This is a genomic window from Streptomyces sp. CB02959 (assembly GCF_002803155.1).
GTDB lineage: Bacteria > Actinomycetota > Actinomycetes > Streptomycetales > Streptomycetaceae > Streptomyces.
Genome location: NZ_NNBP01000039.1, coordinates 19835 through 38958 on the forward strand (window position 1 = coordinate 19835; position 19124 = coordinate 38958).

Below are 19124 nucleotides of genomic sequence, written 5' to 3' on the forward strand. Positions count from 1 at the left end.
CAGGGGCGGTCCCGCGGGCGGCGGGCGCGCTGCACCGAACGGTGTATGCCACCGCGCCGCCCCGGCGAGGCACCCCGGACGCCCCGGGACCGCACCGTCTAATGAAGCCAGCGGCAACCGGTCGTCACACCAGAGAGAGACGGACCGATGCACGAGATGTCCATCGCGCTGGCGGTCATCGACCAGGTGGAAAGCGCGGTACGGCCCGCCGGCGCGACCGCGGTCAGCCGCGTCCGGCTCCAGGTCGGCGAACTGGCCGGCGTGGTCCCCGACGCCCTGGCCTTCTCCTTCCAGCTCGCGTGCGAGGGCACGGTGCTGGCCGGCGCCGAGCTGATCACCGAACCGGTCGCGGCCCGGGCCCGCTGCGGTCCCTGCGACCGGACCTGGCCGGCGGGCATGCCGCCGCGCCTGAGCTGCCCCGGGTGCGGCGGGGCGTCCGTGCAGCTGCTGTCCGGCCGCGAACTGCGGATCGCCGACGTCAGCTGGCACGACGCCCCGGCACCCCCTCCGACGCACGAGGAGCGCTGATCCCATGTGCCGTGTCCTTGACCTGCAACAGGCCGTGCTCGCCAAGAACGACGCCTGCGCCCACACCCTGCGCGAGGAACTGGCGGCCCGCGGCACCGCGGTCGTCAACCTGCTCTCCAGTCCGGGCAGCGGCAAGACCGCCCTGCTGGAACGCGAGCTGATCCTCGCCCGGGAACGCGGGGTGCCGGTCGCGGCGCTCACCGCCGACCTCGCCACCGAGAACGACGCGATCCGGCTGGCCCGCTCCCGAGTCCCCGTCAAACAGGTGCTCACCGACGGGCTGTGCCACCTGGAGGCCGAGATGCTCGGCGGGCACCTGGACGGCTGGCTGCCCACCGGGACCCGGCTGCTGTTCGTCGAGAACGTCGGGAACCTGGTCTGTCCCGCCTCGTACGACCTGGGGGAGACCCTGCGGGTGGTGCTCGCCTCGGTGACCGAGGGCGAGGACAAACCCCTCAAGTACCCCACCGCCTTCGGCCTGGCCCATCTGGTCCTGATCACCAAGACCGACATCGCCGCGGCGGTGGACTTCGACGAGGCGGCCTTCCGCGCCAACGTGGAGCAGGTCAACCCCGGTGCCGAGGTCGTCCGCACCTCGGTCCGCGGCGGCGAGGGCCTCGGGACGCTGCTGGACCGGGCCCTGGCGGCCCGGGACCGCGGACCGGCACACATCCCGGTGATGACCCGTCAGTCGCACCACGTGCACGACGGCCCGGCGGACCGGACCGGCGACCGCGACGCGGTGGCGTCGAGCCGCTCATGACCGTCGGGCAGCCCGGTACCGGCACTGTTCCCCCCGCTCTGGAACCGGCTGGAGCAGGGGAGGCCCCCACCCCCGGGGCGGCTCGCGCCGTGCGCCCTGCCGAGACCTCCGCCGCGGCCGCCGCCCGCCGCCGGATCACCGTGCGCGGCATCGTCCAGGGCGTCGGATTCCGCCCGTTCGTCCACAGCCTCGCCATGGAACTGGGCCTGACCGGCCACGTCAGCAACACCGGCGAGGGTGTGGTCGCCGAGATCGAGGGGCCGCCCGGCGCCCTGCACCGCTTCGGCACACGGCTGCGCGCCGAGGCGCCCCCGCTCGCGGTCGTCGAAGCGGTGGACGGCGAGGACATCGCGGTCACCGGCGGCACCGGCTTCGCCATCCTCGCCTCCCACACCCGCGGCCCCGCCCGCACCCTGGTCGCCCCGGACGCCGCCACCTGCGACGCCTGCCTGGCCGAGCTGACCGACCCGGCCGACCGCCGCTACCGGCACCCCTTCGTCACCTGCACGCACTGCGGCCCCCGCTTCACCATCGTCCGCGCACTGCCCTACGACCGCGCCCAGACCACCATGGCCGGCTTCCCGATGTGCCCGCGCTGCGCGGCCGAGTACGCCGACCCGGCCGACCGCAGGTTCCACGCCCAGCCCCTGGCCTGCCACGACTGCGGTCCCCGGCTGCGGCTGCTGGCCGCCGACCCGGACGGCCCCGGCGGCGCGCCGCGGCCGCTGCCCGGCGACCCGCTGGCCGGCACCCGACGGCTGCTCGCCGAGGGCGCGATCGTCGCCGTCAAGGGACTCGGCGGCTACCACCTGGTGTGCGACGCCGGGAACGACCGCGCGGTGGCCGAGCTGCGGCGCCGCAAGGCCCGCGGCGACAAGCCGTTCGCGCTGATGGCACGCCACCTCGACGACGTGGCCCAGCTGGTGGAGGCCGGCACCGCGGAACGGGCGCTGCTCACCGGGCCGGTGCGGCCGATCGTGCTGCTGCGCCGGCGCCCCGGTGGGCCCGCGCCCGACGCGCCCACCGTCGCCGCCGCCGTCGCCCCCGGCTGCCCCGACCTCGGGCTGATGCTCCCCTACACCCCGCTGCACCACCTGCTGTTCGGCCTGCCGGGCGACCCTCCGGGGCCCCGGCTGCTGGTGATGACCAGCGGCAACGTGGCGGGCGACCCCCTCGTCACCGACGACGCGGACGCCCTGGAGCGGCTGGTGCACCTGGCGGACGCCTGGCTCGCCCACGACCGGGCGATCCAGGTCCCGTGCGACGACTCGGTGGTCCGGATCAGCGACGGCGAGCCGCTGTACGTCCGGCGCTCGCGCGGCTGCGCCCCGTACCCGGTGCCGCTCCCGGTGCCGGTCCGGCCCGCGCTGGCCACCGGCGGGGACCTCAAGACCGTGCTGTGCCTGGGGGAGGGGCGCCGGGCCTGGCTGTCCGCGCACATCGGCGACATGGACGACCTGGCCACCCAGTTGGCTTTCGAACGGGCCGGTGCGCACCTGGAGACCCTCACCGGGGTCCGGCCGCGGCTGCTCGCCACCGACCGGCACCCCGGCTACCGCACCGGCCAGTGGGCCCGCCGGCACACCCGCGGCCGCCCCCTGGTCCGGGTCCAGCACCACCACGCCCACATCGCCGCCGCCATGGCCGAACACGGCCTGGACGGCCGGCAGCCGGTGATCGGCGTCGCCTTCGACGGCGCCGGCTACGGCGACGACGGCGCGCTCTGGGGCGGCGAGATCCTCCTCGCCGACTACGCCGGGTACCGCCGCTTCGCCCAACTCGGCTACGTCCCGCAGCCCGGCGGCGACATCGCCGTCCGCCGCCCCTACCGGATGGCCCTCGCCCACCTGCACGCCGCCGGCCTGCCCTGGACCCCCGACCTGCCGCCGGTGGCCGCCTGCCCGCCCGAGGAACTGCCGCTGCTGGAACGCCAGTTGGAGCGCGACATCAACTGCGCGCCGACCTCCAGCATGGGCCGGCTCTTCGACGCGGTCTCCTCGCTCGCCGGCATCTGCCACCATGCCGGCTACGAGGCCCAGGCCGCCGTAGCGCTGGAGGCCGCCGCCCGCACCGCCGGCGACGACCGCGGCCCCGGCTACACCTTCGCGCTGCGCACCGGCGCCCCGGCGGGCGGTGGCGCCGCGCTGGTCGCCGACCCCGCCCCGGTCCTCGCCGCGGTCGCCGAGGACGTGTCCGCGGGCACCGGCCCGGCGTTGATCGCGGCTCGCTTCCACGCCGCGGTCGCCGGACTGGTCCGGCGCTGCTGCGGCCTGGCCCGGGAGCGCACCGGCCTGGCGACCGTGGCGCTGACCGGCGGAGTGTTCGCCAACACCCTGCTGGCCGAGTCCGCCGCCCGGATGCTGCGGCAGGACGGCTTCACCGTGCTGCGGCACCGCCTGGTCCCGCCCAACGACGGCGGACTGGCCCTCGGCCAACTGCTGGTCGCGGCCCGCAGGCGCGACGCCTAGCCCCCGTATGAACCCGCATCCGCACCCGCACGACGAGGAGGACCCATGTGCCTGGCGGTGCCCGGCAAGGTGATGGAGATCGAGGAACGGGACGGCACCCGGATGGCCACCGTCGACTTCGGCGGGGTGGTCAAGGAGGTGTGCCTGGAATACGTCCCGGACCTCGCGGTCGGTGAGTACGCGATCGTCCACGTGGGCTTCGCGCTGCAGCGGCTCGACGAGGAGTCGGCCCGCCGGACCCTGGCCCTCTTCGAGGAACTCGGGCTGCTCCAGGAGGAGTTCGGAGACCCCTGGGAAGCGGCCGCCGGCCGGGACGAACCACAGGCGCAGGAGGCGCGGCAGTGAAGTACATCGACGAGTTCCAGAACCCGGAGCTGGCCCGGCGGCTGCTGGACGACATCCGCGCCGCCGCGACCCGGCCGTGGGCCCTGATGGAGGTCTGCGGCGGCCAGACGCACACCATCATCCGGCACGGCATCGACCAACTCCTGCCCGACGAGGTCGAGTTGATCCACGGGCCGGGCTGCCCGGTGTGCGTCACCCCGCTGGCCGTCATCGACAAGGCGCTGGACATCGCCGCCCGCCCCGAGGTGATCTTCTGCTCGTTCGGCGACATGCTCCGGGTGCCGGGCACCGACCGCGACCTGTTCCGGGTGCGCAGCGAGGGCGGCGACGTCCGCGTCGTCTACTCCCCGCTGGACGCGCTGAAGATCGCCCAGCAGAACCCGCACCGCGAGGTGGTGTTCTTCGGCATCGGCTTCGAAACCACCGCCCCGCCCAACGCCATGACGGTCTATCAGGCCCGCAAGCTGGGCATGCGCAACTTCAGCATGCTGGTCTCGCACGTCCGGGTACCGCCCGCGATCGAGGCGATCATGACCTCGCCGAGCTGCCGGGTCCAGGCGTTCCTGGCCGCCGGCCACGTGTGCAGCGTGATGGGCACCGACGAGTACCCCGCACTCGCCGACCGCTTCCGGGTGCCGATCGTCGTCACCGGCTTCGAACCGCTGGACATCCTGGAGGGCATTCGCCGCACCGTCCGGCAGCTGGAACGCGGTGAGCACACCGTCGACAACGCCTACCCGCGCGCCGTCCGCCCCGACGGCAACCCGGCCGCCCGGGCCATGCTGGCCGACGTCTTCGAGGTCACCGACCGCGCCTGGCGCGGCATCGGCACCATCCCCGCCAGCGGCTGGCGGCTCTCCGAGCGCTACCGCGACTACGACGCGGAACACCGCTTCCCGGTCGACGGCATCGCCACCCGCGAGCCCGCGGCCTGCCGCAGCGGCGAAGTCCTGCAAGGGCTGCTCAAACCCCACGAGTGCGAGGCGTTCGGCACCACCTGCACCCCGCGCAATCCGCTCGGCGCCACCATGGTCTCCAGCGAGGGCGCCTGCGCCGCCTACTACCTGTACCGCCGGCTCGGCAGCACGCCGACCCCCTTGGAGGCGACCCCCGTTGTCTGACACCACCGCGCGGACCCCCGCCACCGGGCAGGGCCCCCGCGACCTGCCCACGGTCGACATCACCGGCTGGACCTGTCCCACCCCGCTGCGCGAGACCCCGCGCGTCGTCATGGGCCACGGCGGGGGCGGGGCGCTCTCCGCCGAACTCGTCCAGCAGATCTTCGTGCCGGCGTTCGGCGGTGAACTCCTCGCCCAGCTCGGCGACTCCGCGGTCTTCGCGCTCGGCGGCCAGCGGCTGGCCTTCTCCACCGACTCCTACGTCGTCCGGCCGCTGTTCTTCCCCGGCGGCAGCATCGGCGACCTCGCCGTCAACGGCACCGTCAACGACCTCGCCATGAGCGGCGCCCGAGCCGCCTACCTCTCCTGCGGCTTCATCCTGGAGGAGGGCGTGGAGATGCCGGTGGTCGCCGGGGTCGCCGACGCGATGGGCGCCGCGGCCCGGGCCGCCGGAGTGGAGGTGGCCACCGGCGACACCAAGGTCGTCGAGGCCGGCCGCGGCGACGGGGTCTACCTCAACACCGCCGGCATCGGGGTGATCCCGCCCGGCGTCGACCTGCGGCCGCAGCGGGTGGTGCCCGGCGACGTGGTGATCGTCAGCGGCGACATCGGCGTGCACGGCGTGGCCATCATGAGCGTGCGCGAGGGCCTGGAGTTCGGCGTCGAGATCGAGAGCGACTGCGCGGCCCTCGGCGGACTCGTCCAGACCATGCTCGCGGTCACCCCCGACCTGCACGTGCTGCGCGACCCCACCCGCGGCGGACTGGCCGCCGCGCTCAACGAGATCGCCACCGCCTCCGCGACCGGCGTGGTCATCGACGAGCGCGCCGTCCCCGTACCGCCGGTCGTCGCCAACGCCTGCGCCATCCTCGGCCTCGACCCGATGTACGTCGCCAACGAGGGCAAGCTGGTGGCGTTCGTCCCCCGCGAGCACGCCGACGCCGTCCTGGACGCGATGCGCGCCCACCCGCTGGGCGCCGGGGCCGCGGTGATCGGCGAGGCGGTCGCCGCCCACCCCGGCATGGTGGTGGCCCGCACCCCGCTCGGCGGCACGCGGGTGGTCGACCTGCCGTTGGGGGAGCAGCTGCCCCGGATCTGCTGAACCCGCAGGGAGCCGACCACCGGTCGGCCGGGCCCGCCGGCCCGGCCGACCGGTGGTGTCGTGCCCGCTGACCTCTCGGCCGCACGCCGCTACCGTGCCGGGCCTGGGTGAGCGGAGCACGGCAGCCCTTCCGGCCGGCGGCCTGAGGCACCCGGCATGAGCCGGTCGACGATCGGTGCGCCATGTGTGGGCGGCACCGGGCGCGACGGCTCGGCATCGCCATGCAGGGTGCCCGGAGCCCGCCGCTGCCGCTCCTCCAACACCGGCCCCACTGTCGCCGAAAAGGTGCGCGCCCCCTCGCCCAGGCGCTGCGGTCCCCGGCGTCGACGCGGCGGCCGGCTGCCGGCTGCCGGTGCGGTCGCGGCCCGGCTCGCCGTCGGCCCGGCGACGCCGCGGCGGCCGCCGACGACGAAGATCTCCGATGTGACCGTCGGCGACCCGCCGCGCCAAGTGGACCGGCAGAACCGGCTGCTGGAGTCCGCGCTCGCCCCCCCCGGACCCCGGACCCCGGACGCGCCGATGTACGCCTGCCCCGGGACCGCCGTCGAACTCATCCCGTACACCGTCGGCAAGCGGCTGCGCGCCGACTGGTGCGCGGGGCGCCCGCTTCCAGTGGACCTCGGTCCCGTTCGGCGCGCACGTGCGCGGCGCGATCACGGGAGTGGCGTCGGCCGCCGACCGGTCGGCGGCCGACAACTGCACCTGGCCGCCGACCGGTTGCTGTCGCCTGGCGTGAAGCATGCCGGTTCGGGCCGGAATGCCGCTAGGTACCCGTATTGGTATGGACATGCCTGCGCGATCACCCATAGGGTGGCCTGGTCTAGACCGCCGACCCTTGCTGGTCGCAGCAGTTGGACTAGCTTGACGGTGCGTCAACAAGCTTGATTCGTAAGGCACTTCCCCCCACCGCGGCCGCCGCCCCGTCCGTCGGAGCCCGGCCGCACGAAGGAGTCACCGCCATGAGATCTCGCCTCGCCGCCCTGCTGAGCGCCACCACCATGGCCGTGGGCCTCGCCCTCGCCGTCCCGGCATCACCCGCGGCGGCCACGGCGGCCTGCCCCTCCTGTACGGCACCGGCCGACGCCGGGACGCGAGCGGAGGGATTCGTCGTCAGCGAGGCGCAGTTCAACCAGATGTTCCCGAACCGGAATCCGTTCTACACGTACAGCGGACTGACCGCCGCGCTGAGCGCCTACCCGGAGTTCGCGAACACCGGGAGCGACACCGTCAAGCGCCAGGAGGCGGCGGCCTTCCTGGCGAACGTCGGCCACGAGACCGGCGGTCTGGTCTACGTGGTGGAGCAGAACACCGGCAACTACCCGCACTACTGCGACGCCACCCAGCCGTACGGGTGCCCGGCGGGTCAGGCCGCCTACTACGGACGCGGACCGATCCAGCTCAGCTGGAACTTCAACTACAAGGCCGCCGGCGACGCCTTGGGGATCGACCTGCTGAACAACCCGTACCTGGTGGAGCAGGACGCCGCCGTCGCCTGGAAGACCGCGCTCTGGTACTGGAACACCCAGAAGGGCCCGGGCACCATGACCCCGCACAACGCGATGGTCACCGGCGCCGGCTTCGGCGAGACCATCCGCAGCATAAACGGCTCCCTCGAATGCAACGGCGGCAACCCCGGCCAGGTGCAGAGCCGGATCGACAACTACACGCGCTTCACGCAGATCCTCGGCACCACGCCGGGAGACCACCTGAGCTGCTGACCCGAAGGCCGTCGCCGCCCCGGCACCCGCCCCGGCGGCGGCCGTACCCCGCACGCGGACCCCGGGTCCCGCCGTCATGCCGTCACCGCGGTGGCAGTGGCGTGCGGGAGGCCGGGGTTTCCGGCGGCGTCGCGTCCACGGCGACCGCCACGTATGCAGAACTTGTGCGGCAGTCCAGTGAGCCCCGTCCGCCAACGGGCCGTCGGCCTCGCTCGCGCCTGCCGCTTTCCGGCGCTCGCGGGGGTCTCGTCCCGGCCCCGCCGGAGTTCCGGCGGGGCCAAGCGCCGTACACGACATCCGCGCACCGTGCGCCTCATCCTTGCGGTCGGGTGAACCCTGTCTAATATCCCGATGTGTCCGCATTACGCCGGATATGGCACGCAATGCCCCGGTTTGCCGACACCACGTCGCGCGTTCTGCATACTGAGAAGGGTTACGAGCTCCATGAAGACCTCCCGCGTCTCCTCCGCTTCGCGCACCTCCCTGCGTGCCATCTGCACCGCCGCTCTGCTGGCCGGCGCAGTGGCCGTACCGACCACCGCATTCGCCGCGGGCACTCCGCGGCAGCAGGACCGGCCCGCGTCCGCCGACACCGCGCACACCGCACCCCGGACGCCGGCCAAGGACAAGGTCAGGGCCGTCGGCATCGGCGGGGGCATGGAGGCCGTGATCCACAACGGGGTCTGCGATCTCCAGACGATCGGCAGCGGAAAGCCCTTCGCGAGGCTGAAGAAGGGTCAGAGCTACACCCGGGGCATCCGCGTCCACTTCGACGGCACGTACGTCTACGCCAAGCCGCTGGTCGCGAGCAGCCACGGCAGGACCAAGCCGGGCCCGGTCCGTACGGTCAAACTGACCAACGGCGCGCAGGCCACCGTGCAGAAGGTCAACGGCAGCTACACGGCGAAGATCCACCTCAGGAACAAGCAGATCGCCACCCTCAGCTCGACCCACCGGTCCGTCACGCACGAGGGCGTGCGCTACACGGTGAACCCCGCGGACGGGAAGGTGGCGGTGCAGGGCCTGAAGAAGCGTCAGGGGATGCACGGGGCGAAGCGCCGGGTGATCCACGCGACGGCGCAGCGGAAGAGCTTCCCGCAGCGTCAGGCGCAGACCCCGGTGACAAGCCAGATGCAGACCCCGATCACGGGCCAGGCGCAGACCCCGGTGACAAGCCAGCTGCAGGCCCCGGTGACGGGCCAGGCGCAGATCCCGGCGACGGGCCAGGCGCAGGCCCCGCTGGCGGGCCAGGCGCAGACGCCGGTGGCGGGTGAGGCGCAGACCCCGTTCTACGGCGGCGGGGGGACGCGCCAGGCGGCCCACCGGGCGGACGGTGCGCGGGCGGGCGCCGTCGCGATGTCGTTCGCGGCCGCGAGTTCCGGCGGGGGCCGCTGAGAGTCCAGGAGACGCCCGGGCCGGCGGCTGCACCCGCACCGTCGGCCCGGGGTCTGCTGCCGAAGCGGCCGCCGTTCGCGGGGATTTCCCGAAGGCGCGAACGGACGGACGAGGATCCGTATCGTGGCCGCATGGCAGACAAGGGCGGACCGGGACTCTTCGTGAACCGGTGGGGCGGCAGATTCGGTGCGGCTCAAGGGGGGCGCGGTTCCTCGCGGGACGGGTGCGCGTGCATCGACCAGGCCAAGCCACGCCCGCGCGCCCGTGTCGGCTTCCACGCCGAGCGCCAGGACACCTCGGCCGCCGGGTGGCGACGTCTCCTGGAGCTGATCGACGAGGCCGCGGACGACGGGCGGGAGGAGTTCAGTCCCCTCGCCGGACTCAGCGCCGAGGAACGGCGGCAGATCGTCACCCTGCCGCCGAGCATCGCCCAACTGACGGCGGTCAGGCACTTCGTGCTCTACGGCAGCAACCTGGTCCGCGTACCGCCCGAGATCGGCGCGATGAGCAGTCTGGAGGAGTTCACTCCGTACACGTCATACCGGCTGCACTGGTTCCCCTACGAGATCACCCGATGCCCGAAACTGGTCCGGAGCACGGTGAGCACCCGCGCGCTGTTCGGCAACTACAAGCTCCGTCCCCCCTTCCCGCGACTCCGGCCGGCGCGGGAGTCCGCTGCCGATCCCGGCCTGGCGGAGCTGGATGCCCGGCGCTGGGGAACCACGGCCGTCCGCGGATGCAGCGTCTGCGACCGGCAGATCCGGCCGGGCCGGGTCCACCAGGTGTGGCTCTCCCTGCGGGTGGCCACCGACGTGCTGCCTCTCCTGGTCAACGCCTGCTCGGCGGCGTGCGTCGCCGCACTGCCCTCCGGTGCCGAGGACCACGTGACCCTGCCGCACACGGGCGGCAGGGTCACGCAGCCGCCGTCCGACTGGGACTGATCTGCGTGCGCGGCGAAGCCGGTGCGAGGACGGCCGGCACCTCGCCGACGAGCCCGGCCGCGCTCTCCGACGGTCAGGATCGTGCCGTCTCGGGGGAGGCGGTGTGACCGGCTGAGGGCACGCGCCGGCAGCGGACGTGCCGACGGGCGGTGGCGCGGCGACGCGCTCACGCCCCGGGCAGGGTCCGCTGGGCGTCGGCCACCGGCAACGGCGGAGTCTTCGGTCCGGGACGGCTCACGGCCGACCGGCGACGAAGCTCCGGTTCGGGACGCTACCGGGTGTCGCCCATCAGCCGCGCGCCGAACCAGTCGTCGTTGTCGCGTACGCCGGGCAGGATGAAGAAGTAGCCGCCGCCCTCGGGGGTGATGAAGCGGGCGAGGGGCTCGTGCCGCAGTCGGCGCTGCACGGTGGCGAACTGGCGCTGCACGTTCTGCTGGTAGCCGCAGAAGACCAGCCCGAGGTTCATCCGGCCGTGCTGGTCGTAGCCCTGGTCGTAGTTGTAACTCCGGCGCAGGAAACGGGACGTGTCGGAGTGCGGGGTGCGGGGGTTGGCGAGCCGCATGTGCGCGTCGAGCGGGATGGTCCGGCCGTCGGGGTCGTCGCGGTAGTCCGGCGCGGCGTCCTCCCTGGTGCCTCCCAGGGGCGCGCCGCTCGCCTTGTGCCGCCCGAAGATCTTCTCCTGGTGGCCCACCGCCAGGTGGTCCCAGGACTCGGAGTGGAAGCGGATCAGCCGCACCACCTGGTAGCTGCCGCCCTCGGCCCAGTCCGGCTCCCCGCACCGCGGCGTCACCCAGATCAGCCGGTCCATCTCCGACGACGACTCGGTGTCGGGGTTGACGATCCCGTCCTTGAATCCGAGGAAGTTCCGCGGCGACCCCGAGGGCCGGGACGGGTTCATGAACGCGTCCATCCGCCACCGCGGTCGCATCATCCCGTGGGTCGCCCGGCCCAGGTCGCGCAGGACGTGCACGATCGCGTCCGGGTGCTCGGCGCAGACCTGGAGCGACAGATCGCCGTGGCAGCGCGCCGGTTCCAGCCGGTCGTCGGGGAACGCCGGCATCGCCTTCAGGTGCCGCGGTTTGTGCCCGGCGAGCCCGAACCGGTCGTCGAAGAGGGACGCCCCGAGGCCGACCGTGACGGTCAGCGAGTCCGGGGTCTGCGGCTCCGCCGCCGTCCTCTCGTCCTTCGGCTTCACGCCGGCCGTCAGCACCCGGGCCCGCTCGGTGAGCTTCCTCAGCAGCCGGGTCAGGTCGGCCCGGTTCTGCACCAGCACGTCGAACGCCGCGAAGCCGGAGAACAGCTGCTGCGGGGTGAGGATGCCGGCCTGGTGGTTCCCGTGGAACGGCACCCGGTCCGGTGGCAGCAGCCGGCCGTCCGAGGCCCGCTCCGGCGTGGGGCCGGTCGCCGGTCCACCGGTCGCCGAACGGCCCGCCGGCACGGCGACCGCCGGGCCGCCGCCCAGCCCGGCGCCGGCCGCCACTCCCGCGATCCCCGCCGCGTACTTGAGGAAGCCCCGGCGCCCGTCGTGCTGCGCCACGCCCTCGTCGCTGCTCCGCTCACGTCTCATCGCCCAACCATCCCCACTGCGGTATCCGCCGCCGGTGTGCGTGCCCATATGTCCGCGTGATCCTCGCCGCCGGTCCGGCGCCGCCCGGGAACAACACGGTCGGGCCCGCCGAAATCACGCTTGGGGAGGCCGCCCGGCCGCCGAACGGCGCAGGCCGCCGCGCCGCCCCCGGCGCCCGCTCCTAGCGTCGGCCGTGTGACCAGCCCGACCGAAGACCCCGCCGAGGTGCCGCTGCGCATCGTCCGGGGCCGTGCCGAGCCCGAGGAGCTGGCGGCGCTCACCGTCATCGTGTACGGCCGGCTCGCCCAGGCCCGTGCGCTCGCCGACGGCCACCACGAGGAGGCCCGCGACGACGGCCTCACCGAGCTCCAGCTGCGCCACCACCAGGTCCGTACCGCATGCTGGGCGGGTTGCTGGACCTGCGGGTGACCGCCGGCCCCCGGACGCCGGTGTTACGGCACGGCTGACGGGCATGCGGCAGGGGCAAGGACCGTGGGGCGCGGGCGGCCCGTCCCGCCGGTCGCCCTCGGCGTGGACCGGGCACGGCTGCCGCGCCGCCGCTCCGCATCGCGCTGCCACATCGACCGGGCCTAGTGCCGCCACCACCTCGGCGGCGCGGTCGACGCCTGGCCGTTCGCCCGGGACTGGTTGCGCGGCGGCCGGTACCAGCGGGTCGGCCGACGCACCGACGCCGGGCAGCAGGGGCCCGGTGCGCTCTTCGGCCCCACCCCCGGGCAACTCGTCCGACCCCGCCGCCACACGCTTCACATTGCCGCAACAAAAGGCCGCCCGCTGGCGCGAACATGTCGAGTAGGGTCCTGACCAGCGCAGACAGCGAGTCGAGGAGGCCGTTCCGTGGCGGAACGTCAGGTATCGGGTGAACCGGCCGGGGGCGCCGCAACCGAAGTGCGGACGCAGGAGCGCCGGTTGCGGCGGGACCTGGGGTTCTGGGGACTGACCGGGATCGGCTTCTCCAACATCGTCGGCTCCGGCTGGCTGTTCGCCGCCATGTACGCCGCACAGGTCGCCGGCCCGGCCGCGCTGTTGTCCTGGGTGGGCGCGGGCGTGCTGTGCGGGCTGGTCGCGCTGGTCATGATCGAGTTGGGCGCGTCCCGGCCGGAGGGCGGCGGCACCGTCCGCTGGCCGCTGTTCGCCAACGGCCGGCTGGTCGGCACGCTCGTCGGCTGGTCGGTGTTGCTGTCGGTCGGCGGCACCGCCGCCGAGATCAGCGCCATCATGCAGTACACCGCGCACTACCTCCCCGGCCTCTACAACGGCCACACCCTCACCCTCGCCGGGCTGGGCCTGGCCTGCGGCCTGAGCGTGCTGCTGACCGCGCTGAACTGGTTCGCGGTCCGGCTGTTCGCCCGGCTCAACACCCTGGTCTCGATCTTCAAGATCGCGGTACCGATCGCCACCGTGCTCGCCCTGATCGCCTCCGGCTGGCACTCCGGACGCCTCACCGACCATGGCGGGTTCGCCCCGTACGGCTATGTCGCCTGCCTGACAGCGCTGGCTGGTGGCGGCATCGTCTACTCCGTCAACGGCTTCCAGGCCCCGCTGGACTTCTCCGGCGAGACCCGCACCCCCCGACGCACCCTCCCGTGGGCCGTCCTGGCCGGTATCGGCCTGGCCCTCCTGATGTACCTGGCACTCCAGGTGGCCTACCTGTTCACCGTCCCCGAGAACCTGCTCGGCGGCGGCTGGAAGGGCGTCTCCTTCGACTCCCCCTTCGGACAACTGGCCCTGATCCTCAACCTCCACTGGCTCTCCAGCCTGCTCTACGCCGACGCGGTGCTCTCGCCCGGCGGCTCGGCCTACGTAGGGGTGGCGATCGACGCCCGGCACACCTACGCGCTGGCCAAGAACGGCACCATCCCCCGGTACTTCATGAAGGTCGACGAGGGCTCCGGCATGCCGCGCCGGGCGCTGGTGATCAACCTCGTCGTGATCGTGCTGTTCCTGCTGCCGTTCGGCGGCTGGCAGGACATCGTCAGCGTGATGGGCGACATGTACCTGCTGATCTACGCCGCCTCCGCGGTCGCCGTGGCGGTCTTCCGCACCGAGGCCGGCGGCGGCACCGCCGGCTGGGTGCCCGGACTGCGCTGGATCGCCCCGCTGAGCTTCGTGGTGGCCAGCGAGTTCGTCTACTGGTCGGGCTGGCAGCACCTGCGGCTGGCGCTGCCGCTGGTCCTGGCCGGACTGCTGCTCTTCCTGGGGATGCGGCGGCCCGGCGCCCGGGCCGCGGTGGACGACGGCGCCGGACCGCGCCGCCCGCTGGCGGCCGAACTCCGCACCGGCGCCTGGCTGGTGGTCTACCTCCTCGCGCTCACCGCGCTCTCCTGGCTGGGCACCTTCAAGGGCTCCGGCCACCTGCCCGCCCCGTACGACTCGGTCACCGTCGCCGCCGTTGCGTTGGCGGTGTTCTTCTGGGCGGTGCGGTCCGGCGTCGGCCAGCTGATCGCGGCCCGGCAGCCCGCCGCCTGAGCCCGCGGCCCGGACCGGCCCCGAGGCCGTCAAGCGGATGCCGGACCCCCGAAATATGATGGGGCCATGCTTCGGCGTCGTCCCCCGCGGTCGGCGAGCGCCGACGATCTGCTCACCACGCTCGGGCGGCTGACCGCCCAGGCGCGGGAAGGCGCGGAGTTCCAGCGGGCCAGAGTGGAACTGGCCGAGGTCCTGCAGCGCGAGATGCTGCCGGGCGCCCTCCCGGAGCTCCCCGGTCTGCGCACCGCCGCCACCTACGCCCCCGCCCGGCACGGCCTAGCCATCGGGGGCGACTGGTACGACGGGTTCCCGCTACCGGACGGGTCGCTGGCCTTCTCGGTCGGTGACGTGCAGGGCCATGACGTCGAGGCCGCCGCGTTCATGGGGCAGATCCGGATCGGGCTGCGGGCCGTCGCCGCGCACGCCGCCGACCCCGGCGAGGTGCTCAGCCGCGCCAACGACCTGCTCCTCTCCATCGACTGCGAACTCTTCGCGACCTGCACCTTCGTCCGCTTCGACCCGACGACCTGGGAGCTGACCAGTGCCCGCGCCGGGCACGTCCCCGGCATCTGGGCCACCACCGACCGGCGCTGGGGCCTGGTCGAGGACCCCGGGGGCATCCCGCTCGGCGTGCTGTCCGGACAGCGGTACCCGGTCACCCGCCGGCGGCTCACCGCGGCGGGTGCGTTCGTACTGTTCACCGACGGGGTGATCGAGGGGCCGTCGTTCCCCATCGAGGCCGGACTGGCGCAGGTGGCCCGGCTGGTCCGGGCGAAGGCCGGGGACGATCCGGCCGAGGTCGCCGACGCGGTGATGTGCGTCGCCGAACTGACCGGCCACACCGACGACGCCGCGGTGATCGTGCTGCGCCACGACGCGGCGCGGCGCGGGGCCGGGTGAAGCGCGGACCGGCGGCGCGTGTCGCGTCCGGTGCCCGGCCACCGGCGTTGTCTGATGACGGGTGTGGTGCGCACCGGGGAAATCCGTCGGCTGGCTCCGGCAGCCCTGGGGAACCTCGCGCTGGCCGCCGTCTACTACGGGGCCGCGAAGGTCGGTCTGCTGGAGCAGGTGGTGGTCGCGGGTGCCGTGGTCACCCCGCTGTGGCCGCCCACGGGCATCGCCCTGAGCTTCCTGCTCCTGCTGGGCCTGCGGATGTGGCCGGGCATCGCCGCCGGCACCCTCCTGGTCATCTCCACCCTCACCAGCCTGGACCTCGCGGGCATCGGCGTCGTGGCGGGCAACACCGCCGCCCCGGTGTGCGCCTGTCTGATGCTGCGGCACGTCGGCTTCCGCACCGAACTCGACCGGCTGCGCGACGGGGTGGCGCTGGTCGCCCTCGGCGCCTTCGCCGCGATGCTGATCAGCGCGACGCTGGGCAGCGGCACCCAGGTGCTCACCGGGGCGCTGCCCGCCGGGGACTTCTGGCGCACCTGGGCCTCCTGGTGGGCCGGCGACGCGATGGGCGTCCTGGTGATCACCCCGCTGGTGCTCGCCTGCCGGACGCTGCGGCCGCCCCGCGGCATCCCCCTCTACCGGTGGGTCGAGGCCGCCGGACTGCTGGCGTCCGCGGTGCTGGTCTCGCTGGTGATGACCCAGACCCGGCTGTCCCTGCTCTTCCTGGTCTTCCCGGTGATCGTGTGGGCGGCGCTGCGGTTCCAGCTGATCGGTGCGGCGCCCTGCGTCCTGGTCATCTCGGTCTTCGCGATCAGCGCGGCGAACGGCGGGCACGGCCCGTTCGCCGGGCTGAGCCTGCTGGAGACCATGGTCAACCTCCAGGCCCTCAACGCCTCCGCCGCGCTCACCGCGCTGCTGCTGTCGGCGATCGTCACCGAGCAGAACACCATCCGCCGCCGGATCGAGCAGGTGTGCCGGGAACTCGCCGACGTGGTGGACCGGCTGGCACCGGGGGAGAGCCGGCGCCGCCTGCCGCCGGAGGGCTGACCGGCCGCCCCGCGTCAGTCGCCCAGCAGCTCGCCCAGGTCGTAGCCGACCGGTTCCTCCAACTGCGCGTAGGTGCAGCTCTCCGGTGTGCGGTCGGGCCGCCAGCGGCGGAACTGCGCGGTGTGCCGGAACCGGCTGCCCTCCATGTGGTCGTAGCCCACCTCGCACACCAGCTCCGGGCGCAGCGGCACCCATGACAGGTCCTTGCCGCCGCTCCAGCGGCTCGGTCCGCCCGGCATCCGGCGGGCAGCGTGCGCCGCCTCGTCGGCCCAGTCGCCCCAGGGGTGGCCGGCGGTCTCGTCGCCGGCCGTCCGCAGCGGCGCCAACTCCTCGACCAGGGCGCGCCGCCGAGCCATCGGGAACGAGGCGCACACCCCGACGTGCTGGAGGTGCCCCGCGTCGTCGTGCAGCCCGAGCAGCAGCGAGCCGACCACCGGCCCGCTCTTGTGCAGCCGGTAGCCGGCGACCACGCAGTCCGCGGTCCGGGCGTGCTTGACCTTGTACATCGCGCGGTCGCCCGGCCGGTACGGCAGGTCCGGCGGCTTGGCGATCACACCGTCCAGCCCGGCCCCCTCGAACTGCGTGAACCACCGCTGCGCCAGCTCCCGGTCGGTGGTCGCGGGCGCCGTGTGCACCGGTGCCCGGGCCGGCCGCAGCGCCTCGACCAGGGCTTCCCGGCGGGCCGCCTGCGGTTCGCCCAGCAGCGACGCGGAGTCCAGTGCCAGCAGGTCGAAGGCGATCAGCGAGGCGGGCGTGCGGGCGGCCAGCGTCCGTACCCGGGAGTCGGCCGGGTGGATGCGCTCCAGCAGTTCCTCGAAGTGCAGCCGGCCGTCGTGTGCGATCACGATCTCGCCGTCGAGCACACAGCGCGGCGGCAGTTCGGCCCGCGCCGCCGCGAGCACCTCGGGGAAGTAGCGGTTGAGCGACTTGGTGGTGCGGCTGGCGATCTCGACCTCGTCGCCGTCCCGGAAGACGATGACGCGGAAGCCGTCCCATTTGGCCTCGTACTGCATGCCGTCGGGGATCTTCGCCACCGGTTTGGCGAGCATGGGGGAGACCGGGGGCATCACGGGCAGGTCCATGGTCCCGATCCTGCGGGCCGCCGCCCGTTCCTGCCCGCCGGGACGGGCCGGTCCGTCCCGGCGGGCGGCGGCTCCCGGCGGAACCTAGCGTGGAGGCATGGCCGGATCCCGAGCGGTGGAGCTGGAAGTCGCGGGTCGCACGGTGCGCGTGTCGAACCCGGACAAGACGTACTACCCGGAGCGCGGGTTCACCAAGCTGGACGTCGCCCAGTACTACCTGGCCGTCGCGGACGGCGTACTGCGCGGCCTGCGGGACCGGCCGACCACCATGCAGCGGTTCCCGGACGGCGTAACGGGCGAGTTCTTCTACCAGAAGCGGGCCCCCAAGGGCCTGCCGGACTGGCTGCCCACCGCCCGGATCACCTTCCCGAGCGGACGGTTCGCGGACGAGATGTGTCCCAACGAACCCGCCGCCGTGGTCTGGGCGGCCAACCTGGGGTGTCTGACCTTCCACCCCTGGCCGGTCCGGCGCACGGACACCGAGCACCCCGACGAACTGCGGATCGACCTCGACCCGCAGCCCGGCACCGGCTTCGCCGACGCGGTCACGGTCGCCCATGAGCTGCGCGCGCTGCTGGCCGAGCACGGGCTGCGCGGCTGGCCGAAGACCTCCGGCGGCCGCGGTGTGCACGTCTACGTGCCGATCTGCCCCAACTGGACGTTCACCGAGGCCAGAAGGGCCGCCATCGCCGTGGCGCGGACCCTGGAGCGGCGGCTGCCGCGGCTGGTGACCGCCGCCTGGTGGAAAGAGGAACGCGGCGCGAAGGTCTTCGTCGACTACAACCAGATGGCCCGGGACCGCACCATCGCCTCGCCCTACTCGCTGCGCGCCCGCCCCCGGGCGACGGTCTCCACCCCGCTGCGCTGGGAGGAGCTGTCCGACGCCGCGCCCGAGGACTTCGACCTGCGGACCGTACCGCCCCGGTTCGCCGAACTCGGCGACGTCCACGCGGACATGGCGGACCACGCCTTCGGCCTGGAGCCGCTGCTGGAACTGGCCGACCGGTACGCCGCCGACGAGGGCCTGGGGGACCTGCCGTACCCGCCGGACCACCCGAAGATGCCCGGCGAACCGGCCCGGGTCCAGCCCAGCCGGGCCCGCAGGCACTGACCTGATCGGCCCCGCGAGCCTGCTCGGTCAGCGGTCCCGGTGGTGCCCCGATCGGCCCAATTGCGGCGGCCGTTGGAGTGGCCGTGCGCCGTGCCTGCGAGGAACGCGGCGACGCGAGGTACCCATCACGTGTCCGAGTTCCTGCCACCCAGGAGTAACGCAATGGGTAAGTACATAGGCCGTTCCCTGGCCGCCGCGGCCCTCGCCGCCGCGACCGTCGTCCCGGTTGCCGGTCTGGCCGAGGCGGCCCCTCAGAGCCAGACTGTTGCGGTGAGCGGCGACCACGGCCGCAGCCACCACGGCCGCAACATGCGGCACCACCGGAACGAAGAGTGCCGCTTTTTCGCCTTCGGTCGGTTCGGCAACGAGGGCCGTGAAGGCCACCACGGCAAGAAGGGCCACCGCGGGCGTGAGCACCGCGATGGCTGCGAGGGCCGCGAGCTCGGGCTGCTCGGGCGCATCCTCCACGGCCTGTTCGGTTGGTGGTTCTGACCGTAGGCAGCCCGGCGGGCCGCCGCAGTCGTGTACTGCGGCGGCCCGTCATCGTCGGCCCGGTGC

General features: G+C 73.7%; 17 protein-coding genes. 15 read left to right on the forward strand and 2 right to left on the reverse strand.

Features of this window, described 5'->3' with window-relative positions; translation table 11 throughout:
• Positions 1-147: 147 nt before the first annotated feature.
• The 9 genes from CG747_RS40995 (at position 148) to CG747_RS41035 (ending at position 10378) form a co-directional block, all read left to right on the forward strand.
• Positions 148-528: a hydrogenase maturation nickel metallochaperone HypA gene (locus CG747_RS40995; protein ID WP_100606983.1), complete on the forward strand. Its 381-nt coding sequence runs from the start codon at positions 148-150 to the stop codon at positions 526-528.
• A 4-nt stretch (positions 529-532) separates the two neighbouring features.
• Positions 533-1291 carry a hydrogenase nickel incorporation protein HypB gene (gene hypB, locus CG747_RS41000; RefSeq protein WP_100606984.1) on the forward strand — a complete coding sequence of 253 codons (759 nt, stop codon included), beginning with the start codon at positions 533-535 and terminating at the stop codon, positions 1289-1291.
• On the forward strand, positions 1288-3759 hold the full coding sequence (gene hypF / locus CG747_RS41005) for a carbamoyltransferase HypF (RefSeq protein ID WP_374701882.1): 2472 nt from the start codon (positions 1288-1290) through the stop codon (positions 3757-3759). Before hypB ends, hypF begins: the two co-directional genes overlap by 4 nt.
• Positions 3760-3804: 45 nt before the next feature.
• Entirely contained in the window at positions 3805-4104 is a 300-nt protein-coding gene (locus CG747_RS41010; RefSeq protein WP_100606986.1) for a HypC/HybG/HupF family hydrogenase formation chaperone, read from the forward strand.
• Positions 4101-5225: a hydrogenase formation protein HypD gene (hypD, locus tag CG747_RS41015; RefSeq protein WP_100606987.1), complete on the forward strand. Its 1125-nt coding sequence runs from the start codon at positions 4101-4103 to the stop codon at positions 5223-5225. Before CG747_RS41010 ends, hypD begins: the two co-directional genes overlap by 4 nt.
• Positions 5218-6324 (forward strand): hydrogenase expression/formation protein HypE, encoded by a 1107-nt coding sequence (gene hypE, locus CG747_RS41020; protein WP_374701883.1) that lies wholly within the window; start codon positions 5218-5220, stop codon positions 6322-6324. The genes hypD and hypE overlap by 8 nt, the downstream gene beginning before the upstream one ends.
• A 959-nt stretch (positions 6325-7283) precedes the next feature.
• On the forward strand, positions 7284-8042 hold the full coding sequence (locus CG747_RS41025) for a chitinase (RefSeq protein ID WP_100606988.1): 759 nt from the start codon (positions 7284-7286) through the stop codon (positions 8040-8042).
• 444 nt (positions 8043-8486) lie between these two features.
• Positions 8487-9437, forward strand: coding sequence for a hypothetical protein (locus CG747_RS41030; protein WP_100606989.1), 951 nt, complete (start codon positions 8487-8489; stop codon positions 9435-9437).
• 131 nt (positions 9438-9568) lie between these two features.
• Positions 9569-10378, forward strand: a complete 810-nt coding sequence (locus CG747_RS41035; RefSeq protein WP_257981067.1) for a leucine-rich repeat domain-containing protein — start codon at positions 9569-9571, stop codon at positions 10376-10378.
• A 271-nt stretch (positions 10379-10649) separates the two neighbouring features.
• Here the strand turns inward: CG747_RS41035 and CG747_RS41040 are convergent, their stop codons facing one another.
• Positions 10650-11945, reverse strand: coding sequence for a Dyp-type peroxidase (locus CG747_RS41040; RefSeq protein ID WP_100606990.1), 1296 nt, complete (start codon positions 11943-11945; stop codon positions 10650-10652).
• A gap of 195 nt (positions 11946-12140) precedes the next feature.
• Here CG747_RS41040 and CG747_RS41045 point away from each other — a divergent pair, with 195 nt between their 5' ends.
• The 4 genes from CG747_RS41045 to CG747_RS41060 all read left to right on the forward strand — a co-directional run bounded on the left by CG747_RS41045 (position 12141) and on the right by CG747_RS41060 (position 16373).
• Positions 12141-12374 carry an acyl-CoA carboxylase subunit epsilon gene (locus CG747_RS41045; protein ID WP_100606991.1) on the forward strand — a complete coding sequence of 78 codons (234 nt, stop codon included), beginning with the start codon at positions 12141-12143 and terminating at the stop codon, positions 12372-12374.
• Between the two features lie 498 nt (positions 12375-12872).
• A complete protein-coding gene (locus CG747_RS41050; RefSeq protein WP_100606992.1) occupies positions 12873-14432 on the forward strand; it encodes an APC family permease in 1560 nt (519 codons plus the stop codon).
• 66 nt (positions 14433-14498) lie between these two features.
• Positions 14499-15332, forward strand: a complete 834-nt coding sequence (locus tag CG747_RS41055) for a PP2C family protein-serine/threonine phosphatase (protein WP_100606993.1) — start codon at positions 14499-14501, stop codon at positions 15330-15332.
• A gap of 63 nt (positions 15333-15395) precedes the next feature.
• Positions 15396-16373 (forward strand): MASE1 domain-containing protein, encoded by a 978-nt coding sequence (locus CG747_RS41060; RefSeq protein WP_180985939.1) that lies wholly within the window; start codon positions 15396-15398, stop codon positions 16371-16373.
• 14 nt (positions 16374-16387) lie between these two features.
• On the opposite strand, the gene CG747_RS41065 is transcribed toward CG747_RS41060, so the two are convergent.
• Complete coding sequence (locus tag CG747_RS41065) at positions 16388-17455, reverse strand: ATP-dependent DNA ligase (protein ID WP_100606995.1); 1068 nt, start codon at positions 17453-17455, stop codon at positions 16388-16390.
• Between the two features lie 97 nt (positions 17456-17552).
• On the opposite strand from CG747_RS41065, the gene ligD reads away from it, so the two are divergent.
• Positions 17553-18566 (forward strand): non-homologous end-joining DNA ligase, encoded by a 1014-nt coding sequence (gene ligD, locus CG747_RS41070; RefSeq protein WP_180985937.1) that lies wholly within the window; start codon positions 17553-17555, stop codon positions 18564-18566.
• Between the two features lie 162 nt (positions 18567-18728).
• Positions 18729-19058 carry a hypothetical protein gene (locus CG747_RS41075; RefSeq protein WP_100606996.1) on the forward strand — a complete coding sequence of 110 codons (330 nt, stop codon included), beginning with the start codon at positions 18729-18731 and terminating at the stop codon, positions 19056-19058.
• Positions 19059-19124 lie beyond the last annotated feature (66 nt).

Excerpts from the sequence above, each read along its gene's own strand:
- CG747_RS40995 (WP_100606983.1), top strand. The coding sequence starts at position 148 with ATGCACGAGATGTCCATCGCGCTGGCGGTCATCGACCAGGTGGAAAGC.
- CG747_RS41035 (WP_257981067.1), top strand. The coding sequence starts at position 9,569 with ATGGCAGACAAGGGCGGACCGGGACTCTTCGTGAACCGGTGGGGCGGC.
- CG747_RS41010 (WP_100606986.1), top strand. The coding sequence starts at position 3,805 with ATGTGCCTGGCGGTGCCCGGCAAGGTGATGGAGATCGAGGAACGGGAC.
- CG747_RS41030 (WP_100606989.1), top strand. The coding sequence starts at position 8,487 with ATGAAGACCTCCCGCGTCTCCTCCGCTTCGCGCACCTCCCTGCGTGCC.
- CG747_RS41040 (WP_100606990.1), bottom strand. The coding sequence starts at position 11,945 with ATGAGACGTGAGCGGAGCAGCGACGAGGGCGTGGCGCAGCACGACGGG.
- ligD (WP_180985937.1), top strand. The coding sequence starts at position 17,553 with ATGGCCGGATCCCGAGCGGTGGAGCTGGAAGTCGCGGGTCGCACGGTG.
- CG747_RS41025 (WP_100606988.1), top strand. The coding sequence starts at position 7,284 with ATGAGATCTCGCCTCGCCGCCCTGCTGAGCGCCACCACCATGGCCGTG.
- hypF (WP_374701882.1), top strand. The coding sequence starts at position 1,288 with ATGACCGTCGGGCAGCCCGGTACCGGCACTGTTCCCCCCGCTCTGGAA.
- hypB (WP_100606984.1), top strand. The coding sequence starts at position 533 with ATGTGCCGTGTCCTTGACCTGCAACAGGCCGTGCTCGCCAAGAACGAC.
- CG747_RS41065 (WP_100606995.1), bottom strand. The coding sequence starts at position 17,455 with ATGGACCTGCCCGTGATGCCCCCGGTCTCCCCCATGCTCGCCAAACCG.
- CG747_RS41075 (WP_100606996.1), top strand. The coding sequence starts at position 18,729 with ATGGGTAAGTACATAGGCCGTTCCCTGGCCGCCGCGGCCCTCGCCGCC.
- CG747_RS41055 (WP_100606993.1), top strand. The coding sequence starts at position 14,499 with ATGCTTCGGCGTCGTCCCCCGCGGTCGGCGAGCGCCGACGATCTGCTC.